Origin of the sequence: Nocardia sp. NBC_00881, assembly GCF_045207455.1 — a bacterium.
Taxonomy (GTDB): domain Bacteria; phylum Actinomycetota; class Actinomycetes; order Mycobacteriales; family Mycobacteriaceae; genus Nocardia.
In genome coordinates this window covers 315,101-332,029 of the sequence record NZ_CP108798.1, presented here as the reverse complement: position 1 = coordinate 332,029, position 16,929 = coordinate 315,101, and the positions used below count along the sequence as shown (strand labels likewise).

Sequence of the window (16,929 nt, the reverse complement as noted above, 5' to 3'; positions counted from 1 at the left end):
GTGCCCAGCCGCGACTCGACCGCTGCCCAGTCGAGCGCGGGGACGGGCGCCGATGGCCCGCCCGTGATCGCCACCAGCCGCTGCACCCACGACATCTCCGCGGGCGGATCGACTGGCTCCGGGATGGTCCGCTCCGCGACGACGAGGCGCAGTGGTGGTAGCGGTGTTGTTGAGGGCGGTGCGGGTGAGCCGGTAACTGTCGGTGCCGGTTTCGATGATCTGCCCGCCGAAGGTGAGGCGGTCAACGATCGCCGCGCAGAGCCGCGGTTCGGGAAATGTGTTCGACCAGCCGGAGAACGCCTCGTTCGAGGCGATCGCGACAGAATTCTTTTCCTCGCGCTCGGTCAATACCTGGAACAACAGCTCGGCGCCGCACTTGTCGAGCTCCATATATCCGAGTTCGTCAATACAAAGAAGATCGACTCGCCCGTAGCGGGCGATCGTCTTGGCCAGCACTTTCTCGTCGGCGGCTTCGACCAGCTCGTTCACCAGTTTTGTGGCGAGAGTGTATTTCACGCGGTAGCCGCGCATCGCGGCTTCGGTGCCCAACGCGATCAGCAGGTGGCTCTTGCCGGTCCCGGAGTCACCGATCAGGCAGAGCGGTGTGCCCTTGCGCACCCAGTCGCAGTGGGCGAGGGTGTTGGCCACGGCGGGGTCGATGTTCGGGTTGGCGTCGAAGTCGAAGGCCCGCAACGATTTATCTCGCGGGAATCCGGCGGCGCGGATGAGGCGTTCGGAGCGCCGCCGCGCCCGGTCGTCGCATTCGACGAGCAGCAGCTCAGCCAAAAACGCCCGGTAGCTCATCTGGTCGCGGGTCGCGGTTTCGACGATGTCGTTGAACTGGGTGCGGATGCTGGGCAGCCGCAGCATCCGGCATGCCTGGTCGATGGCGGTGTCGGCGGCCTGGTCGGTCATGCCGTGGCGGCGCGGGGTCGGGCTGGTCATCTAGGGATTCCCTTCTGCGGTTTTCGGTTTGGTGATGCGGAGCAACTGGTCGTAGATGGCGACCGAGGGCAGGGGCCGGGTGTCGGGCGGTAGTTGCGCCAGGCGCCGCGCGGTCAGCGACGCAACCGGATCCGGGTCGGGTTCGTCGAGATCGACCACGTTGGCCAGCCGCGGCGCGGCTTCGGCGGCCTTGCGGGCCTCGAGGGCGACCGCGTCCGCGGTCACCGCTCCCGCGCGCAGCGCGGCGTCCAGGCCCGCAACAACCTGGTCGTGGGGCATGCTGCGGTGCAGCAGAAGAACGTCGATGATCGCGCGGGTGCCGTCACTCTCGCCGTGGGCTTTGCGGACCGCGGCCCACCACGCGTCGTGGCTCTTGGTGAACTTCCCGCTCTGGCGGGCTTGTTCGAGGGCAGTCGCGCCCGCCATCGCGCCGGGCTTGCGGACCAGCGCTTCGAGATAATGATCGAGTTCCACTCGGAGCGCTTTGCCGATCAGGCGTTCGTGGCGGGCGATCTCGGTGCGGCCGTCGTAGACGACCAGCCAGGATGCAAAAGGATCCGGACCGGGCGACCGATGAACCGGATCGGGACACTGTATTTGTTGGTCCGCGCCGCGACCATCGAACGGTCCACCCGCGTGGCCAGCCACGACCCGGTCTCGAACTCCTCCTCGGGCAGCCGTTTCAGCGTCGGTGCCTCCAGCGCGAAATGCTCGCCGATCGTGCGCGCCCGCGCCCCGATCCGCCGCGTCAGATCCTGGGTGTCCCACTGCTCGACCAGCGAGTTCAGTTCCTCGAGGGACTCGACCTTCGGGACGGGGACGAAGTGGTTGCGCCGGTAGTACCCGATATGGCCCTCGACACCAACCTTCTCGTGTGCCCCCTCGATGCCGGGGATGCAGTAGAACGGATCATCGATGCCGTGATGGCTGCGGAACGCGGTCCAGCGCTCGGATTCGGTTCTGGCCCTGCTCAACCCGAGAACCTTCACCACCGCGGCCTTCAAATTGTCGTAGCGGATCTTCCCGTGCGGCACCCCGCCGAGCACGGTGAACGCGTGGACGTGCCCCTCTAGGAACGCTTCCTGCCCGCCCGAGGCCGACACCCGCTGAACGGAGCGGCCCGACAGCGACATCCGCAGCGAGAACAGGTAGAGCACGACCCGCTCACCGCGCAACTCGACGGTCACCTCCCCGAAGTCGACCTCGGCTTCTTCACCCGGGCGGTGGGTCTGCGGGATGAACACCTGCGGCGGTTCGCGGCCGGCCTCGACCCTGATCTGCGGCTTGCGCTTGTCGACGTAGTCGCGGACCCGCTGATAGGACACGTCTTCCATACCGTGCTCGTCGATCAACCGCGCGTAGATCCGTTTGATCGTGTGCCGCTGCTTGCGCGGCGCATCCAGATTTGTGCGCAGCATCTCGTCGATGAACGGCTTGAACGGATCCAGCTTCGAGGCCCGCGCCGGATACTCCTTGCACTTCTCCGGGAACGCCGACGTCAGCGCGGCGTTGACCGTGCGGTAGCCGACGTTGTACTTGGCCTGTAGATCCCGGCCCGACATGCCCGCTCTCGAGTCCCGGCGGATCGCCGCATACAGCTGCGCCTTGGATTGGTTCGGCAGCACGGGTCCACTCCTACGGGCCGTTGCAGACTGATAGCAGGGTGATCCGGCCACTGGAACCCGCCAGATGGTGTCAAAATTCGCGGATGCCAACACCTTCCGGCACAGGAGTGGTGTCGAGATTCACCGATCAACGATGTCGTGATTCACGGATAAAACCACTCGCCAGAACAGCCCTACCTGGACAGGTCACTGGCCGCGGGCGCGAGCATCATAGGGATTCTCCCCATATCCCCGCATGCGCCGACGTGGAAGTGTCGTGTTGCGGGCCAAGACGATGCTGCTTTCCGAAAAATGATTGCGGCTTTGTATAGCCGAATTCGACAGGCTCGAGCGAATGTGATCTCGATGAGCAACACAGTGGTGCATCACGACATGCCGCCAGATTAGTGGGTACGAATGGTGTCGTTCCTGTCGGCTGAGTTCGACGATGATTAGCAGAGGGTGGTTGAAATGTGGTTGGGCTATGTACGCTCAGAGTTGATCGCCGACCAAGTAAGTGACGAAGTTTGCCGCAAGATTTGCGACTTTGCATCCGCCTTCGACTTCGGGGCGGGGCAGGTAGTTTTCGAGCCGATCCCGCGGGAGCAGGTACTGCTATCGTTGCTCGCGGAGACCGATCGCCGCGACCCGTCCGCCAGGGTCATGCAACGGCTGGAGTGGGTGGCGGAGTCCTGGGGTCTCGATCTGGAGCGAGTGTTCGACGCCGGCTCCCCTCGCACGCAAGTGTTGTGGGAGTTGATGGAAGAACTCGAACGCCAGGGCGGCGGGCACCTGGTGGTGCCCTCTCGTGCGCATCTGACCGGCCTCGGTCCATCTGGTCGGGCTGTGGTTCAGCATGTCACTCGCATGCCAACAGCCCACATCTATTACCTCGATGCCGACCTTATCGCCACAACCAGTCACCGGGACACCACCCCACTGGTTGCCGGCGACCAGGACAAAAAGGTGCTGGTGGAATCGCGAGTGGGCGCTGTCTCAATTCCGGCCAGGTTCGACATGATCGAGCTCCTAGCCCGCCAGCGTTGGCCGGAGCTGATCGAGCCGGTCGACAAGCTGTACTTGGAGCTGGTAGAGGATGCTGATCGCGCCGCCGGCAAGGCGGGCGATCTCGGGTTCGGCCCAGGTGGTAATAACGGCGTCATCCGATTGTTGCACGAGACGAATGGGCTGGTGGTGGAGTTGGAGGAGACCCGCCAACGTAGCGATCATCCCGCCGAGGGTTTGAAAGCCTTGTGCCAGGACGTTGTTCGGTTCCTCGATCGCGGCCGGACGGTAACGCGGTGCACGCTGCCGCTGGCGTGCACTCCCCCACGCGAGTGCGCACCCCCACTCGAGTCGGTCCATACCGCGTCTCCGGGTCTGGCATGGTGAGAAGCATGCTGGCCGTGCACGGACCGGTTCCGTCGGTGTCCCTGCGCGAGTAGCTGATCCGGCCCTCGCCCCAACGGCGCTGTTCTCGCCTGTTCAGCCGCTCGCGGCTACCGCCGGCCACCTCGCGCAAGAATTATCGCCGATCGGGTGGGTGCGGGAGTTGGGTAACCTGCACGCGGCCCTGATCCCGAGACAGCTCGATCCGGTCCGGCGTTGTCCGACTCCGACGAGGCCGCCGCTCCCTGATACCGCCGTACGATTCGCCATGAATGGGGTATGCGTTGCAGTGGCCGAACAACGCTTCGGAACCGCGCGCGGCATACCTGATGCTCGAACGCAGCCGCGAACACGGCGCGCTTCGCGCGGCCGGTGCCGCCAGAGTCGGTCCAGACTGTGGGCGGGATCACATCATTCGAACCGTCATCCTCAGCTGGCTGGGTACCAGGGTGGCGGACGCCGTCTCGACGGTGACAGATGTGGGGACGAGGCGACAATACGCTGCGATTGTTGTTGCCACGGTGGCTATTTCGAGCATGGCAAAGCCTTCACCGATGCAATTTTGGGGTCCCGCTCCGAAGGCCAGATATGCGTGCCGATTGCTCTCACCGAGCCGGTCAGGCAACCATCGGTCCGGGTCGAATCGGTCGGCACTCGGGAAGTTGTCCGGATGCCGCTGGATCGCATAGGGACTGAAGAGAATAGGGGCGTCGGCCGGGAGTCGGTACGGCCCCAGCTGGACAGGCTCCCGGGTTTGCCTCGATACCAGCCACGGCGGTGGATATAGACGCAAGGTCTCGCGAGCGACGCGGCGGGCGTAGTCGGTCGTGCTGGAGCGTGCGCTACCGCGGAGGCCTTGCTGAACCTCAGGGTGCCCGGCGACAGCGTGCCAGAGCCAAGCCATCGCGTTGCCCGTAGTTTCGGTGGCCGCGAACAGCAGGTTCACTATCTCGTCACGGATCTGATTGTCTTCCATGCCGACTCCGGTGTCCGGATGACGGGCGGTCAGTAGCAGAGACAGCAGGTCACCATGGTCGATGCCCTCGCTCCGGTAGCGCGCAACCAGTTCCGCAACGATCTGGCGGAGGCGCTTGTTCGACACCTGGAAGCGCCGGTTGGCCGGCAGTGGCAGACGCTCAATCGTTGATGAGGGCAGCAACACCCGCCAGGCGACGCCACGCATGACGACGGGAAGATCCCGCTGGATCACATCCATCGCCTGCGGGCGGAGTGCGGTCGAGCACAGGGCTTCGGCTGCGATGGTCAGCGAAAGTTGCCGCATGGCATCGTCGACCGCGACAACTTGGCCCTCACGCCACTCGCCGACCAGACGAGTGGTGGCGTGGCGGATGAGGTCGGCGTAATGGCTGATCTGTCGCTGGTGGAAGGCAGGTTGCATCAATCGTCGGCGGTCGCGGTGGTGCACACCGCTGGTGGTGGACAGCGAGTTACCGAGCAGCGCCCGCAACTTGTCATAGTGCACGCCCTTCGAAAAGCGTGCGACATCGGCGACCAGGACTTGCCTCACGAGGGCGGGATCAGTAACCAGATAGTTGGTGGTTCCGGCCAGCTGAACGCGAACCACCGGCCCGAGGCCGCTGACCGAGCAAACGAATGGCAAAGGCGCGCGGAGCAAAATGGGGATATGGCCCAGCAGCGGCAGTCGACCGGGCGCGAGCGGAATCTCAGAGTCGACGGGATCAGATCGCATAGTCGCCGACCAGAGTGTCGTAGCGATGGGAATACAGCTTCTCATGGAAGGCGACGAAGCGTCGGGTCACTTCGGTGATCCTGCGATCGTGCAGTCGGCAGTCCAAATCGTCCAACTGTTGGTGGAGCAGCGTGCGGTGCCGGGCATAGAGGTCAGCGAAGTAGTCCAGTCCATCCATGAACGCCGCTAGACCTTCATCTATGTCGTCGATCCGGTACAGGTCGTATAGACAGATGTTGAACTCGCCGTTGAGTAGATCCTTGCGGAACCGGTTCAACACCGGATGGTCAGCGGCTCGCGTCAACAGGTCGATGGCGGTGTGTGTGTCGACTACCGCGAAGCTCAGTCGCAGTGTTTGAACCAGTGCTGACCTTTGCTGCCTCGACATGAGCAACAAAGGCGTTCCGATATCGTTCTGCAGCCGGACGATCAACGACGCCGTATCGAATGCTGCCACGAGCGTTCCGTCCGCCAACGTCTCGAGATACCCCGGATCGGTATGAGATATCTCGCCGAACACGGTAGCGAAATAGCCGAGCGTCGGCGCGACGAGGATCGCCTGTCGACCGGTGTCGACAAGGTCATCGCGCGAGAGGTACTGCGCGAGCAAAGTACGGTCCACCGCCCGGTACCGCTCGACGGTTTTCGCCCGAACCAGCGGTTCACCACGGGTGCCTGCGATCGCGGCCAACACGTCACGCCCTGACTCGAGGTTGGCCACCAACCCACTCCACACTGTTCGTTCGAGCACGCCTCTCGCGAGCCGCAGCCTGGTGGTCGCGAGGTAACGATCAACGAGCTGCGCCTGGTAGCGAGATGTCAGGCTCTGATCGAAGCTGGAGATATGTGCGCTGTGCGGCCGCAGATCGGCGAGTAATTCCGTGGCCGGCCGGCCCGTGGGATGCCGGAGATCGTCAGCCGCGACTGCATTGAACTCCAACACCAGATCACGCACGTCCGACTGCTCATCCGAACGCACCGCGGCCAAGCCGATACCCAAATTATCCGAAACAACCTCGAAAATTTGGTACAGGTTCACTGGAATGGCATGCCGAAGCAATATCGGCCAGTCATCCCGCCCCTGCAGGCCCGTAAGCATAGCCGCAGTCAGGTTACCCAACTGTGTCAATGCGATAATTCGGCTGAACAATTTTCGATCAGGGTTCCGATCGGACAACGCCCACCTATAGTACGCACGCTGATCGGTGTCGGGCATATAGCGCTCGAGCCGCTCGATCAACTCCTGCCGAGTCGTCTGTACGGCATCCTGTCGATACTCACGCATCGAAATCATATATCTATCCTGTGACTGGTTCATAGTCAGCGCCGGTGCGTCCGACGTGGCCGTTGGACCGCACCCAGGGACGCAAGACGTATTACACAGCGGGCCAATAGGGGTTAATCCGATTCTGGCGATGTGGCCATTTACCTATCCACCCGAATACGCTAGGCTTTTCTCTCGGATCCATAGGCAATCGCAATCGGCCGACGAACCCGTCGAGGTCCACCAGCCCTGATGAGCATGGACTCCAGGTCCACACCGTTGTGAACCGCCGCCGACACCTTTGTCGGGGCAGTGTGGGTGCCGAGCACTCACACCTGGAGCGAATCCATTCGGGTTCAGGCGACCACGCTGTTACCCGATCGACGGCAGGTAACCGACCGCAGCGCCCAGCACGACATCGTTGCTCCCATTCCTTCAGCGACCTGCCCACGTAGCATCTACCCCTCCACGCGAAGGGAGTGATCGGCGTGTTGTCACCGTCGATGGTGCCTCGCATCATCTTCTGGCGCATGGTGTGGGTTGGCCACTAATGCGACATTTCCACGTTGTCGGCCAGGACGGCATGGGGGAAATGCCTACGATGCCCTCCGCGCGTCGGCATTTCCGTGAGGGCTGTTCGTATGATTCCCCGCTGGGAAGACCAGACTCTCCGTACAGTCCTACCGGAACGAAGGTTGCTGCCGATCTCACCGCATCCGGCAATCCGCCTTGCTCGCCCAATAGACGACCACATCGGACGACAACCAGGGCCGCGCCCCTGCGGGACAGTCGGGCAAAGTGCGTTCAACCAGGTCGGCTTGCCCTGGCGTACCCCGACCGCAGCTTTCAGGCCGAAGCTTCCTAGGTAGAGAACATCGGATAGTTCCGCAACGTAGTGGGCCGACAAATAATGTCACCAACCAGGTGTGGCGATGGCAATACGATTATGAGCAGAGGGCTGCCTGAATCACAAATACGAGGGTCGGCCATCCATACCCCGCGCCGATCGAGCATCGGGAATCATTTTATTTTTGTTCGCGCAAACCTCTATCGCTCCTGTTGGGAATCCAGCTCGACCTTGGCTTCCGCTTTCGCCCGGGTGTATTTATTTTCCAGTTCGAGTATCCGCTGCTGACGCTGCTGTGGCGTGAGACTGGCCAAGCCCAATTGCTCGTCCCCGATTTCCTGGGACATCTGCTCCCCTATGTTCGCTTCGGCTGACTCCCGATTGGGCTACACTGGCCGATCCTGCACATCCATTATTGACAGCGATCCTCTCAGCCCTCCGAATCGGGCGGTATGGGGGAAATGCCTACGATCACTGATCTGATATTCCCACGATCCCGGACGAGATCTGCCGCGCGTGCGTAAGTTGCGGCCGCGTACGGGCGAGGAGATCGCGTTCCTCGAGCTCGGCGACGGCGCCCGCCGTCAGCTGGTCGAAACTGCGGCCAACAATGCCTCGCGGACCTCGCGACTATGACTCCGCGCCCGCGAACTAGCTTCCTTATCGGCACGGAGTATTAGGTCAACGTTGACGTTGCAAATATCTCTTCGACAGACTCTCTGCCAAGGTCTGCCTCCAATTAGCTGCGGATCTGATCGCCGGTGCCGACCTGGTAATCACCGGCGAGGGATCGCTGGACGCGCAGAGCCTGCACGGCAAGGTCGTAGGGCAGCCGCGGGGTTCGCAGGCCTCTACATCTCGCCGAGCTGGAGCCCGATGCGTTGATGTCGACGGCAGACGCGGCTGCACTGTTGCGGCAGGTGGCAGGGTGCATCGCATAGTCGCTTCAGAAGCATGACCAGGATCAGCGGCAAGCGGTTGACGCGGTGGAACGCCACCTCGAGCGCGGGCATGGGTCACCGCGAGCATGGCCCGCAGCTGTTTGACCCCAGGCGGCAGTTGCCGATTCGGTCGGCGCGGTTGCTCGACGCTGTTGGAATCTAGTCGGTCGGATACTGACAGAGTGGACTGACCGTGCATAATTGCGCGTCAACGTTGACGTAATCTGGCAGCTGCGGTGGAGCGGCAGCAGATAAGGCTGCACCTGCGGCCGCCAAGTGTTTTGCTCTGACTGGAACGGTGGTATCCGATGACGACAGGTATCGGGTCGGGGAATAGGCGGTGGCCGTCGGCGTGGGAGCTGGCGTTCTGGGATCCCGCCCGGTGGCAGCTGCGGCCGGTGGCGCGGCGGTGTGGTGATTGGGTCAACGCCACACTCCGCCGGCGCAGAACCATGTGGCTTCTGATCGTCACCCTTGCCTTGGTGGTGATCCCAGGCCCGGTCGGCGCGGTGGCGACGGCGCAGACGCGCAGTGTCACGCCGGGAATGTCCGTGATCGACGGGATCAGTTGGATGGAGATCCGGGATTCCTCTGGAGTCCCCTTGGCCGACTACATGTTTGCCACCAACCACGGCAGTCTGTTGCATCCGGACAACACAGCTGTGTCGTTGGTGATCGGCCTGGAGTTCGCGGGGTATATGGCGATTGTGGTCACCGCGATCTGGGTGATGAGCTTTGCGCTGACCTTCCAATGGCTCGACATGTTCAGTCGAGTGTTGACGGGGACCGCCGACAGTCTGACCCGTCAAGTAGCCACTCCTATGGTGTTGACAGTGGCGGCGGCGGTCGGTGCGTTCTTTGTCGCCTGGTTCGTAGTGCGTGGATATCACGCCAAGGCCGTGATGCAAGTGATGACCCTGGTGGGGGTGGCGGTGCTCGGGCCGATATATCTGGCAGATCCGCTGGCCGATGTGCTTTCCTCGCACGGCCTTCTGGCCCAAGGTCGCGACGTCGGCGTCTCGATAGCAGCGGGCCTCAACGGCGACTCCGATCCGGATCCCGGCAATGTGGTAGCCGGTATTCAGGGCAGTCTGGCCGACGGTTTCGTGCGGCGCCCAGTGCAGGTATGGAACTTCGGTCACGTGGTCGACGATTCGCCGCGCTGCCGCGCGGCTTGGTCGGCGACAGTCCAGTCTGGTGACGACTCACAGGTCGTGAACGCGATGAAGACATGCGGGGACTCGTCCGCGTACGCCAAAGCCAACCATCCCGGTTTCGGCCAGATCACCACGGGACTGCTACTGCTGATGTTCGGAACCATCCTGTTATTGTTCGGCGCCTATCTGGGGATCAAGATTGTCTGGAGTGCTTTGGACTCGATCTACCACGCCATCATGGCTATTTTCGGGTTCGCCGCAGGCGGGTTCATCTATGGACCCACGCAGACGTTCCTGGTCCGTAATATGGTCGATTCCTTCGTCTCGGCCGCAAGGATGGCCGCCTACACCGTATTCCTCGGCGTATACGCGCTATTTCTGGGTGACCTGTTCGAGCAGGCCCGCGGCCAGGTCATGACGGTATTCGTCCTTGCCGGGATAGTGATGCTCATCGCCATCTTCCAGTTGCGGCGCCTGGACAGTAGCCTGCACCGCGGCAACGACTGGATAGCCAACCGATTCGCCCTCGCGTTGCAGGGCGCGTCGAGACCCGCCGCCGGCGCCGCCGGTGGCACCGCCCTGGGAATGGGCACGGTAGGGACGAATCACACCATGTCGGCGGCTGGCCTGGTCACCCAGCTCGCCGCCCTGAACACCATGAACGCCAACCCGATAATCGGCGTGATCCTCGGACGCAGGACGCCATTCGACCGTCACTCCAGACTGAGACACCGGGCGGAGCTCGCAACATGGGACACATTCGCGAACACGAATATTTACGGACGCAACGGTCAAATGGTCAATATGTACCTGGACCGGGACCAGATCAGGGCTGGCGCAAGCTACGCCGCCCGACGCGGTGGCATCGGCACTACTAGAGGTGCCGCAGCTGCCGTCCATGGCGTAACCGATTTCGGTGGAACCCTCCTCAATGCTGGTGCCGGCCTCATCGCTACCGGATGGACCGATAGCGACCAGGTCTACGAAGCCGTCCGGCTCCATTCGAGAGTTCTGCGAGATGCCGAGGACGAAACTCTCCTGTCCAAGCCCGTCGGCAGACTTGTCACCGCGTTGAGGCTCGCCGACACGGAGGAGCACTCGCCGGCCAGCTACGGAACACTAGAGACCTTCGCGGTGAAGTTTCGAGAAGCCAACGGGGAACACGTTATCCGCGGCCTCACCGATGCGGAACGGGCGCGTGCGGACGCTTACCTCAGCAATCCCTCCAAGCTGGAGATACAAGCGATAAGGACCTTGGCGACTGACGGCGTGGGCAATGACCTCGCAAGCGGCGGCCGCATGATGACCTACATCGGAACCGAACACGCTAGGAGAAGCCTCGAGGCCGTCAACCTCCTCATGGAGGCCCCCAATGACTATGCCCGCTTCCAGGCAGTCCAAGCCGAGGTCAACGCCGCTCAATACTCCGACCTCTGGGCAGCCGGGGTCAACAGGACCCCGTGGAATGCGCCACCACCAACGACACGCCCCTGAACCCATCCAGCCCGCTGATCGCCGCCCAAGCCGAGAATCCCACCTTCTCGGGACGCGCACCCGTCGGGTCTGATCCTCAGGGCCGACCGATGGGCGCGGCTACCCGCGCCGCCGTCGATGAGTCAGGGGACGGACATATTGCAAAGTCCGAAGCTTCGTTTCGTCAGAAATTTCCGCTATCGGGCCGACGGGATCTCTCCGGAGCCTCGGGGAATGATGCGAGTAGGCAGAATCACTACCTGCGGAGTGGAATCATCACCGTTTATGCGGGCGAGGAGTCGCTCGGTTGCGATTCTGCCCATGTCGGAAATATCATGCGTGACGACGGTAAGGGGTGGCTCCAGCATGTCGGCGAGTTCCATATTCTCGACACCCACCAGCGCCCGATCGTTGCTGATTCCCCGCGCGCGCAAGGACCGGATGGCGCCGACTGTGCAGTGGTTACCAAGTGTGAAAAAGGCGGTAGCGGGGTCTGCCAGGTCGAGTAGCTCGTCGGCGGCAGCCTCCGCCTCAGATGCTCCCTCGGTGTCGAGGCGGATGAGATTTCGGTCTACACGGATACCGTGGGTCTCGAAAGCCGCACGATAGCCGCGTAGGCGCTCCGAGACGGTATACGCCGATGCAAATCCTCCGATCACGCCGATTCGCCGATGCCCGTTTTCCATCAGATGAGCCGCCGCGGCATAGCCTCCTCCGAAACAGTCACTGAGCACGGCATCCACAGCGATTCCCGCAGGAGGTCGATCAATGAATACCAGCGGCAACCCAGCCGCTTGTTCGGGTCGTAGATAGGCTTGATCGAAGCTGGCGGGGACAATGAGTAAACCGTCGACTCGCCTGGAGGACAGCGCAAGCAGCGTCGCTTTCTCCTGGTCAGACGAGCGCGAAGTGGCAGTGACAACCAACAATTCATGTCGTTCCGCCACGTCTTCAATGCCACGGATCAGCTCGACGAAGAACCGCGTAGACGATTCCTTCAAGACGAGACCGATCGTGTTGGTACGACTGCCTTGGCGCAATCCGCGAGCAAGTTCGTTGCGGCGGAAACCCATTTCCTCGGCGGTGGCGAGAATGCGGTTGGCAGTCTCAGGCGAGGCTCCGCCCTCCCCGTTGAGGACCCGGGATACACTCTTGATGCTCACACCGACCCGATCGGCTATGGCCTTCATCGTAGGTCGCACCGAGGGACGCCGTGCAGGCCGACTCATCGCTCCTCCAAACAGCTCGCCAGATTCGATCGTGCCTCGGGTCCTCACGGATCGTATCTGTTGGCCGCCTACCCACCGAATCCCATTGACCTTGAACCGCTGCCAGTAACACGACAGGTCAGTTCGTGTACCGGCAATTTCTGGCAATGATGTTGTCCAATTCGCTGTATCTAATGCCTTGACCAGCGTGGATCAGGACCGTGGCAGCTTGTCGGCCGAGATATTGGCATGATCTGTGGAGGGGCTTGTCCAGGCGAGGTCTGTACCTGGCTGGCTTGCGATCAGCTTCGTCGGGGCGGCGTTGGGCTGGTCGCTGCCGGGGGCGGTTGTGTGTGGTGTGAAGGTTCGGCACTCACTGAGCTGACCTTCGGTACCGGGCGAGGATTGCGGCGCCGACCGGTTCCACCGACCGACACTCGAGATACAGCGGCGGTCGGTTGGCCGGAAATAGTTGATCGCCTGCACCGAGCACCGTCGGGAGATCAACAGCCGGTACTCGTCGACGAGATCGTGGGCCGTCAGCGACTGGACAATGCTGAGGCTGCCGGTGACGATCACGTCCCGATGCCCGCTGTGGTCACTCGCGATCGTTCGTTGCCGCGACGGCAGCACCTGCAGGACGGTCTTAGTCGCCGTTCCGCAGCAATCGTCCCCCACGGAAGAGCGACGACGGTGCCGAGGACAGACGTTTCAGCACCGGTTTTCGGACTCATCGGAGCACCGCCCCTCTACTATCACAGAAAGCATCAGAAGAAAGTCTGTTATGCGTCCATTTCCGAACACATTGTCCGATGCAAACGGTAGAGAATCTAAACTAATCGTCCGCCGGCTAAACAATCTCACCGCAGTTGTTCAGGGCAGCGCGTGCACCGGGGTCATACGTCGAAGATCTATCAGGTAACTTCTGGGCCATCCTGCTGACCGACCGGATGCTTTGCTGAGCCACTTGTACGCTCACGATAGTTAAACGATCGGTGTAGATATGAAAAGAGTCGATCGCCTGGTACACCACAACGATTTTCCGGATAGGGGGATGATATTGGAGTGCATGACCAAATAGATTCCCAACGCTGCCGAGTCGACCCGCCCGGGTCCCGAAATCTACTATCGAGTACCGTGCTGTTCCCGCGTGATCCGCTGCGATTCGTCACCCGCCTGATCGCCGAGTACGGCGACATCACGCGGTTCCGGCTCGGCCCGATCCCGATTATCCTGGTCAACCATCCAGACCATATCCGTCACATCCTCGTCGACGGAGCCGGGAACTACGAACGCGACTCGACGCCGCATCGGATTGCGCGAACGATCTTCGGCAACGGCCTCGCCTCCGTCGTCGGCGGGGAAAGCTGGCTCGAGCAACGCCGCATGCTGCAGCCAGCCTTCCACAAGAACCGGATCGCCCAGCTCTATGAAACCATCCGGGACACGGTGCTCGCCGGACTCGACACATGGGAGCAGCATGTGACCAGTGGGCGGCCCATCGATATCGAAGCGGAGATGAACGGGCTCGCACTCCAAGTCGTGTTGCGTTCTTTGTTCAAGCTCGACCTCGACCGGGCTTGCCTACATCAGCTCACCGGTTCGGTGGCCCAGGCCAATCGGGGATTGGCCGCTCACGTCCGCACCCCGTTCATTCCACTATCGGTACCGACGCCCGCACACCGGCGTTTCCGGCGCAGCATGCACCAGATCGATGAGATCGTGAACGGCATAATCGACCGACACCAGCACATCGACGGCGATGGCGCGGACCTGCTATCGATGATGATCAGCGCCGAAGACCAGGACACCGGTGAGCGAATGAGCAAGCGCCAGTTACGCGACGAGGTGTTCACCATGCTGTTCGCGGGCCACGAAACGAGCGCGAACACACTGTCCTGGGTGTGGTATCTGCTGGCGAAGCACCCCGAGATCGAGGAGAAAGCACACGCCGAGGTCGACGCCGTGCTCGGCGGGCGGGTACCGACGACGGCTGATCTCGCCCGGCTGCCGTGGATCCGGGCGATCATCGATGAGACGCTGCGTCTGTACCCGCCCGGATGGCAGGGTTATCGCAGCGCGCGCGTCGACGACAACATCGCCGGCTACAGCGTGCCGCGCGGCACGACGGTTTTCTACAGCTCCTACCACCTACATCGGCATCAATCATTCTGGACCGATCCCGAACTCTTCAAACCCGACCGCTTCCTGACTGTCGAAACCGAGCGACGCCACCGCGGTGCGTACATTCCGTTTGGCGAGGGCCGCCATCTCTGTATCGGAAAGCCGCTGGCGATGTTGGAGATACCTCTCGTCATCGCCGCTACACTGCAGCGATACCGGCTCACCCTCACACAGGACGAAACCGTCGAACCCGCACCGCTGGTGACACTCCGGATGACGAACCCCGTCCGGATGCAGGTGACCCGACGATGACAAATTTCCCGCCAGAGCGGAATAAGAATGAGTGATCAGAGCTTTACCACCGCCTTGTCGGTAGTCGGCACCCCGAAAGAAGCCTTCGACGGCATCAACGATGTTCGCGGCTGGTGGTCGGAGGACATCGAAGGCGAAACCATCAATGTCGGCGACGAGTTCACCTACAGTTACGAGGACGTACACCGCTGCACGCTTCGCGTAATCGAATCCTTGCCGGGTGAGAAAGTCTCTTGGCTCGTGCTGGACAACTACTTCAACTTCACCGAGGACAAGACGAGTGGAACGGCACCACCATCAGCTTTGACATCGCGGAGAAGGACGGCAAGACCGAAATCAACTTCACCCACCACGGCCTGGTCTCCGAGTACGAGTGCTACGGCGCCTGCTCCGAGGGATGGACTCACTACATCACCAACAGCCTGCGGGACCTGATCACCGCCGGTACAGGGCAGCCCAATGGCAAGGGCAAGGCACAGACGAACACGGAAAAAGCACTGACCGGCGCCTAGTAGTGCTTTGTTAGGTGGTGCGAGATGTGTTGTGGTTGAACGGTGTTGGGTGAGGAGATGGAGTTGGTTCGTCCGGTGATCGAGGAGTTCGCGGCGGAGATGTTCGCCGGGTTCGCCCGTCGGGATCAGCGAGCAAAGGGACAGTTGTATCTGCGGGGCCTACTCTGCGACGGTAAGCGCAAGTCGATGCAGCCCATGGCGGCACGGCTGGGGGTGGATCATCAGCAGTTGCAGCAGTTCGTGACGACCTCGACGTGGGACCACAGCCAGGTGAGGGCGCGGCTGACCAGGTGGGCGGCACGGTTCGTCGATCCCGACGCATTGGTGGTCGATGACACCGGTTTCCCGAAGGACGGCACATCCTCACCCGGGGTGGCGCGGATGTATTGCGGGGCGCTGGGCAAGCGCGGGAACTGTCAGATCGGGGTGAGCGTGCACGCGGTCACCGACTGGTCCTCGGCCGCGCTGGATTGGCGGCTGTATCTGCCCCGTTCCTGGGACGACCACACCGCCACCGACCCCGCCGAAGCCCAGCGGATCGCGGCGCTGCGAGCACGCTGCGCGATCCCCGGCCACGCCCGGTTCCGGGAGAAATGGCGACTGGCCCTGGACATGCTCGACGAAGTCGCCGCCTGGGGCATGCCCGCACGCCCGGTGATCGCTGATGCCGCCTACGGCGACAGCACCGCCTTCCGCGCCGGGCTCACCGACCGAGGACTGGCCTATGTGCTGGCCGTCTCGGCCTCGACCAGCGTCCATCCCGCCACCGCCCGACCGGTGGCACCGACCTACTCCGGGTTCGGACGGCCCAGAACCCGCACCGACTACCCCGACAAACCCATGACCGCGAAGACGATGATCACCACCGCCGGCCGCGCGGCAGGACGGTTCGTCACCTGGCGGCGCGGCAGCCGCAAGACCCCAGGAAATCCCGGCGCGGTGATGCGGTCACGGTTCCTCGCACTGCGGGTGCGCCCGGCCAACCGCAACATCACCCGCGCACCCGACGGCAGCCTGCCCGAATGCTGGCTGCTGGCCGAATGGCCCACCGGAGCCCCGGAACCCACCGACTACTGGCTGGCCACCCTGCCACCGAGCATCCCGCTACGAGATCTCGTGCAGCTGGCGAAAATCCGTTGGCGCATCGAGCACGATTACCGCGAACTCAAAGACGGCCTGGGTCTGGACCACTTCGAAGGCCGATCCTGGACCGGCTGGCACCGTCACGTCACCCTCGCCTCCATCGCCCAAGCCATCTGCACCACACTGCGCCACACCCCAAAAGCCCCTGCGCAGGCCTGACCCTCTACGCCGTCCTGCGCCGACTCCAACACCTACTCGCCACCTGGACCGGACACTGCCACACCTGCCACCAACCCTACCCACCCGAAAAACAACCACCTCACACCTAACAAAGCACTACTAGGGCACCAACGTAAGTG

General features: G+C 62.5%; 10 protein-coding genes and 2 pseudogenes. 6 read left to right on the top strand and 6 right to left on the bottom strand.

What is annotated here, in order from left to right; translation table 11 throughout:
• Nucleotides 1-159 precede the first annotated feature (159 nt).
• Nucleotides 160-945 (bottom strand): annotated as a pseudogene (gene istB, locus OH799_RS00955) (IS21-like element helper ATPase IstB); the annotation flags it as partial.
• A pseudogene (istA, locus tag OH799_RS00950) lies at nt 946-2,507 on the bottom strand (IS21 family transposase). It lies immediately after the preceding pseudogene.
• Between the two features lie 663 nt (nt 2,508-3,170).
• Here istA and OH799_RS00945 point away from each other — a divergent pair.
• The gene (locus OH799_RS00945) at nt 3,171-3,941 is read left to right on the top strand and encodes a hypothetical protein (RefSeq protein ID WP_406274335.1); all 771 of its coding nucleotides are present in this window, start codon (nt 3,171-3,173) and stop codon (nt 3,939-3,941) included.
• Between the two features lie 403 nt (nt 3,942-4,344).
• On the opposite strand, the gene OH799_RS00940 is transcribed toward OH799_RS00945, so the two are convergent.
• The 3 genes from OH799_RS00940 to OH799_RS00930 form a co-directional block, all read right to left on the bottom strand.
• Nucleotides 4,345-5,649: a cytochrome P450 gene (locus OH799_RS00940; protein WP_406274332.1), complete on the bottom strand. Its 1,305-nt coding sequence runs from the start codon at nt 5,647-5,649 to the stop codon at nt 4,345-4,347.
• Nucleotides 5,639-6,934: a hypothetical protein gene (locus OH799_RS00935; protein ID WP_406274329.1), complete on the bottom strand. Its 1,296-nt coding sequence runs from the start codon at nt 6,932-6,934 to the stop codon at nt 5,639-5,641. The genes OH799_RS00940 and OH799_RS00935 overlap by 11 nt, the downstream gene beginning before the upstream one ends.
• A gap of 1,026 nt (nt 6,935-7,960) precedes the next feature.
• The gene (locus tag OH799_RS00930; RefSeq protein WP_406274326.1) at nt 7,961-8,107 is read right to left on the bottom strand and encodes a hypothetical protein; all 147 of its coding nucleotides are present in this window, start codon (nt 8,105-8,107) and stop codon (nt 7,961-7,963) included.
• A 404-nt stretch (nt 8,108-8,511) separates the two neighbouring features.
• On the opposite strand from OH799_RS00930, the gene OH799_RS00925 reads away from it, so the two are divergent.
• Nucleotides 8,512-8,718: a glycerate kinase gene (locus OH799_RS00925; RefSeq protein ID WP_406281699.1), complete on the top strand. Its 207-nt coding sequence runs from the start codon at nt 8,512-8,514 to the stop codon at nt 8,716-8,718.
• Nucleotides 8,719-9,009: 291 nt separating this feature from the next.
• On the top strand, nt 9,010-11,352 hold the full coding sequence (locus tag OH799_RS00920) for a hypothetical protein (protein WP_406274323.1): 2,343 nt from the start codon (nt 9,010-9,012) through the stop codon (nt 11,350-11,352).
• 176 nt (nt 11,353-11,528) lie between these two features.
• On the opposite strand, the gene OH799_RS00915 is transcribed toward OH799_RS00920, so the two are convergent.
• Nucleotides 11,529-12,521: a LacI family DNA-binding transcriptional regulator gene (locus tag OH799_RS00915; protein ID WP_406274320.1), complete on the bottom strand. Its 993-nt coding sequence runs from the start codon at nt 12,519-12,521 to the stop codon at nt 11,529-11,531.
• Between the two features lie 1,155 nt (nt 12,522-13,676).
• On the opposite strand from OH799_RS00915, the gene OH799_RS00910 reads away from it, so the two are divergent.
• The 3 genes from OH799_RS00910 to OH799_RS00900 all read left to right on the top strand — a co-directional run bounded on the left by OH799_RS00910 (nt 13,677) and on the right by OH799_RS00900 (nt 16,789).
• Nucleotides 13,677-14,975: a cytochrome P450 gene (locus tag OH799_RS00910; protein WP_406274317.1), complete on the top strand. Its 1,299-nt coding sequence runs from the start codon at nt 13,677-13,679 to the stop codon at nt 14,973-14,975.
• 233 nt (nt 14,976-15,208) lie between these two features.
• Entirely contained in the window at nt 15,209-15,487 is a 279-nt protein-coding gene (locus tag OH799_RS00905; RefSeq protein WP_406274314.1) for an SRPBCC domain-containing protein, read from the top strand.
• A gap of 57 nt (nt 15,488-15,544) precedes the next feature.
• Nucleotides 15,545-16,789 carry an IS701 family transposase gene (locus tag OH799_RS00900; protein WP_406265588.1) on the top strand — a complete coding sequence of 415 codons (1,245 nt, stop codon included), beginning with the start codon at nt 15,545-15,547 and terminating at the stop codon, nt 16,787-16,789.
• Nucleotides 16,790-16,929: the final 140 nt, after the last annotated feature.

Excerpts from the sequence above, each read along its gene's own strand:
- OH799_RS00940 (WP_406274332.1), bottom strand. The coding sequence starts at position 5,649 with ATGCGATCTGATCCCGTCGACTCTGAGATTCCGCTCGCGCCCGGTCGA.
- OH799_RS00920 (WP_406274323.1), top strand. The coding sequence starts at position 9,010 with ATGACGACAGGTATCGGGTCGGGGAATAGGCGGTGGCCGTCGGCGTGG.
- OH799_RS00915 (WP_406274320.1), bottom strand. The coding sequence starts at position 12,521 with ATGAAGGCCATAGCCGATCGGGTCGGTGTGAGCATCAAGAGTGTATCC.
- OH799_RS00900 (WP_406265588.1), top strand. The coding sequence starts at position 15,545 with ATGGAGTTGGTTCGTCCGGTGATCGAGGAGTTCGCGGCGGAGATGTTC.
- OH799_RS00930 (WP_406274326.1), bottom strand. The coding sequence starts at position 8,107 with ATGTCCCAGGAAATCGGGGACGAGCAATTGGGCTTGGCCAGTCTCACG.
- OH799_RS00935 (WP_406274329.1), bottom strand. The coding sequence starts at position 6,934 with ATGCGTGAGTATCGACAGGATGCCGTACAGACGACTCGGCAGGAGTTG.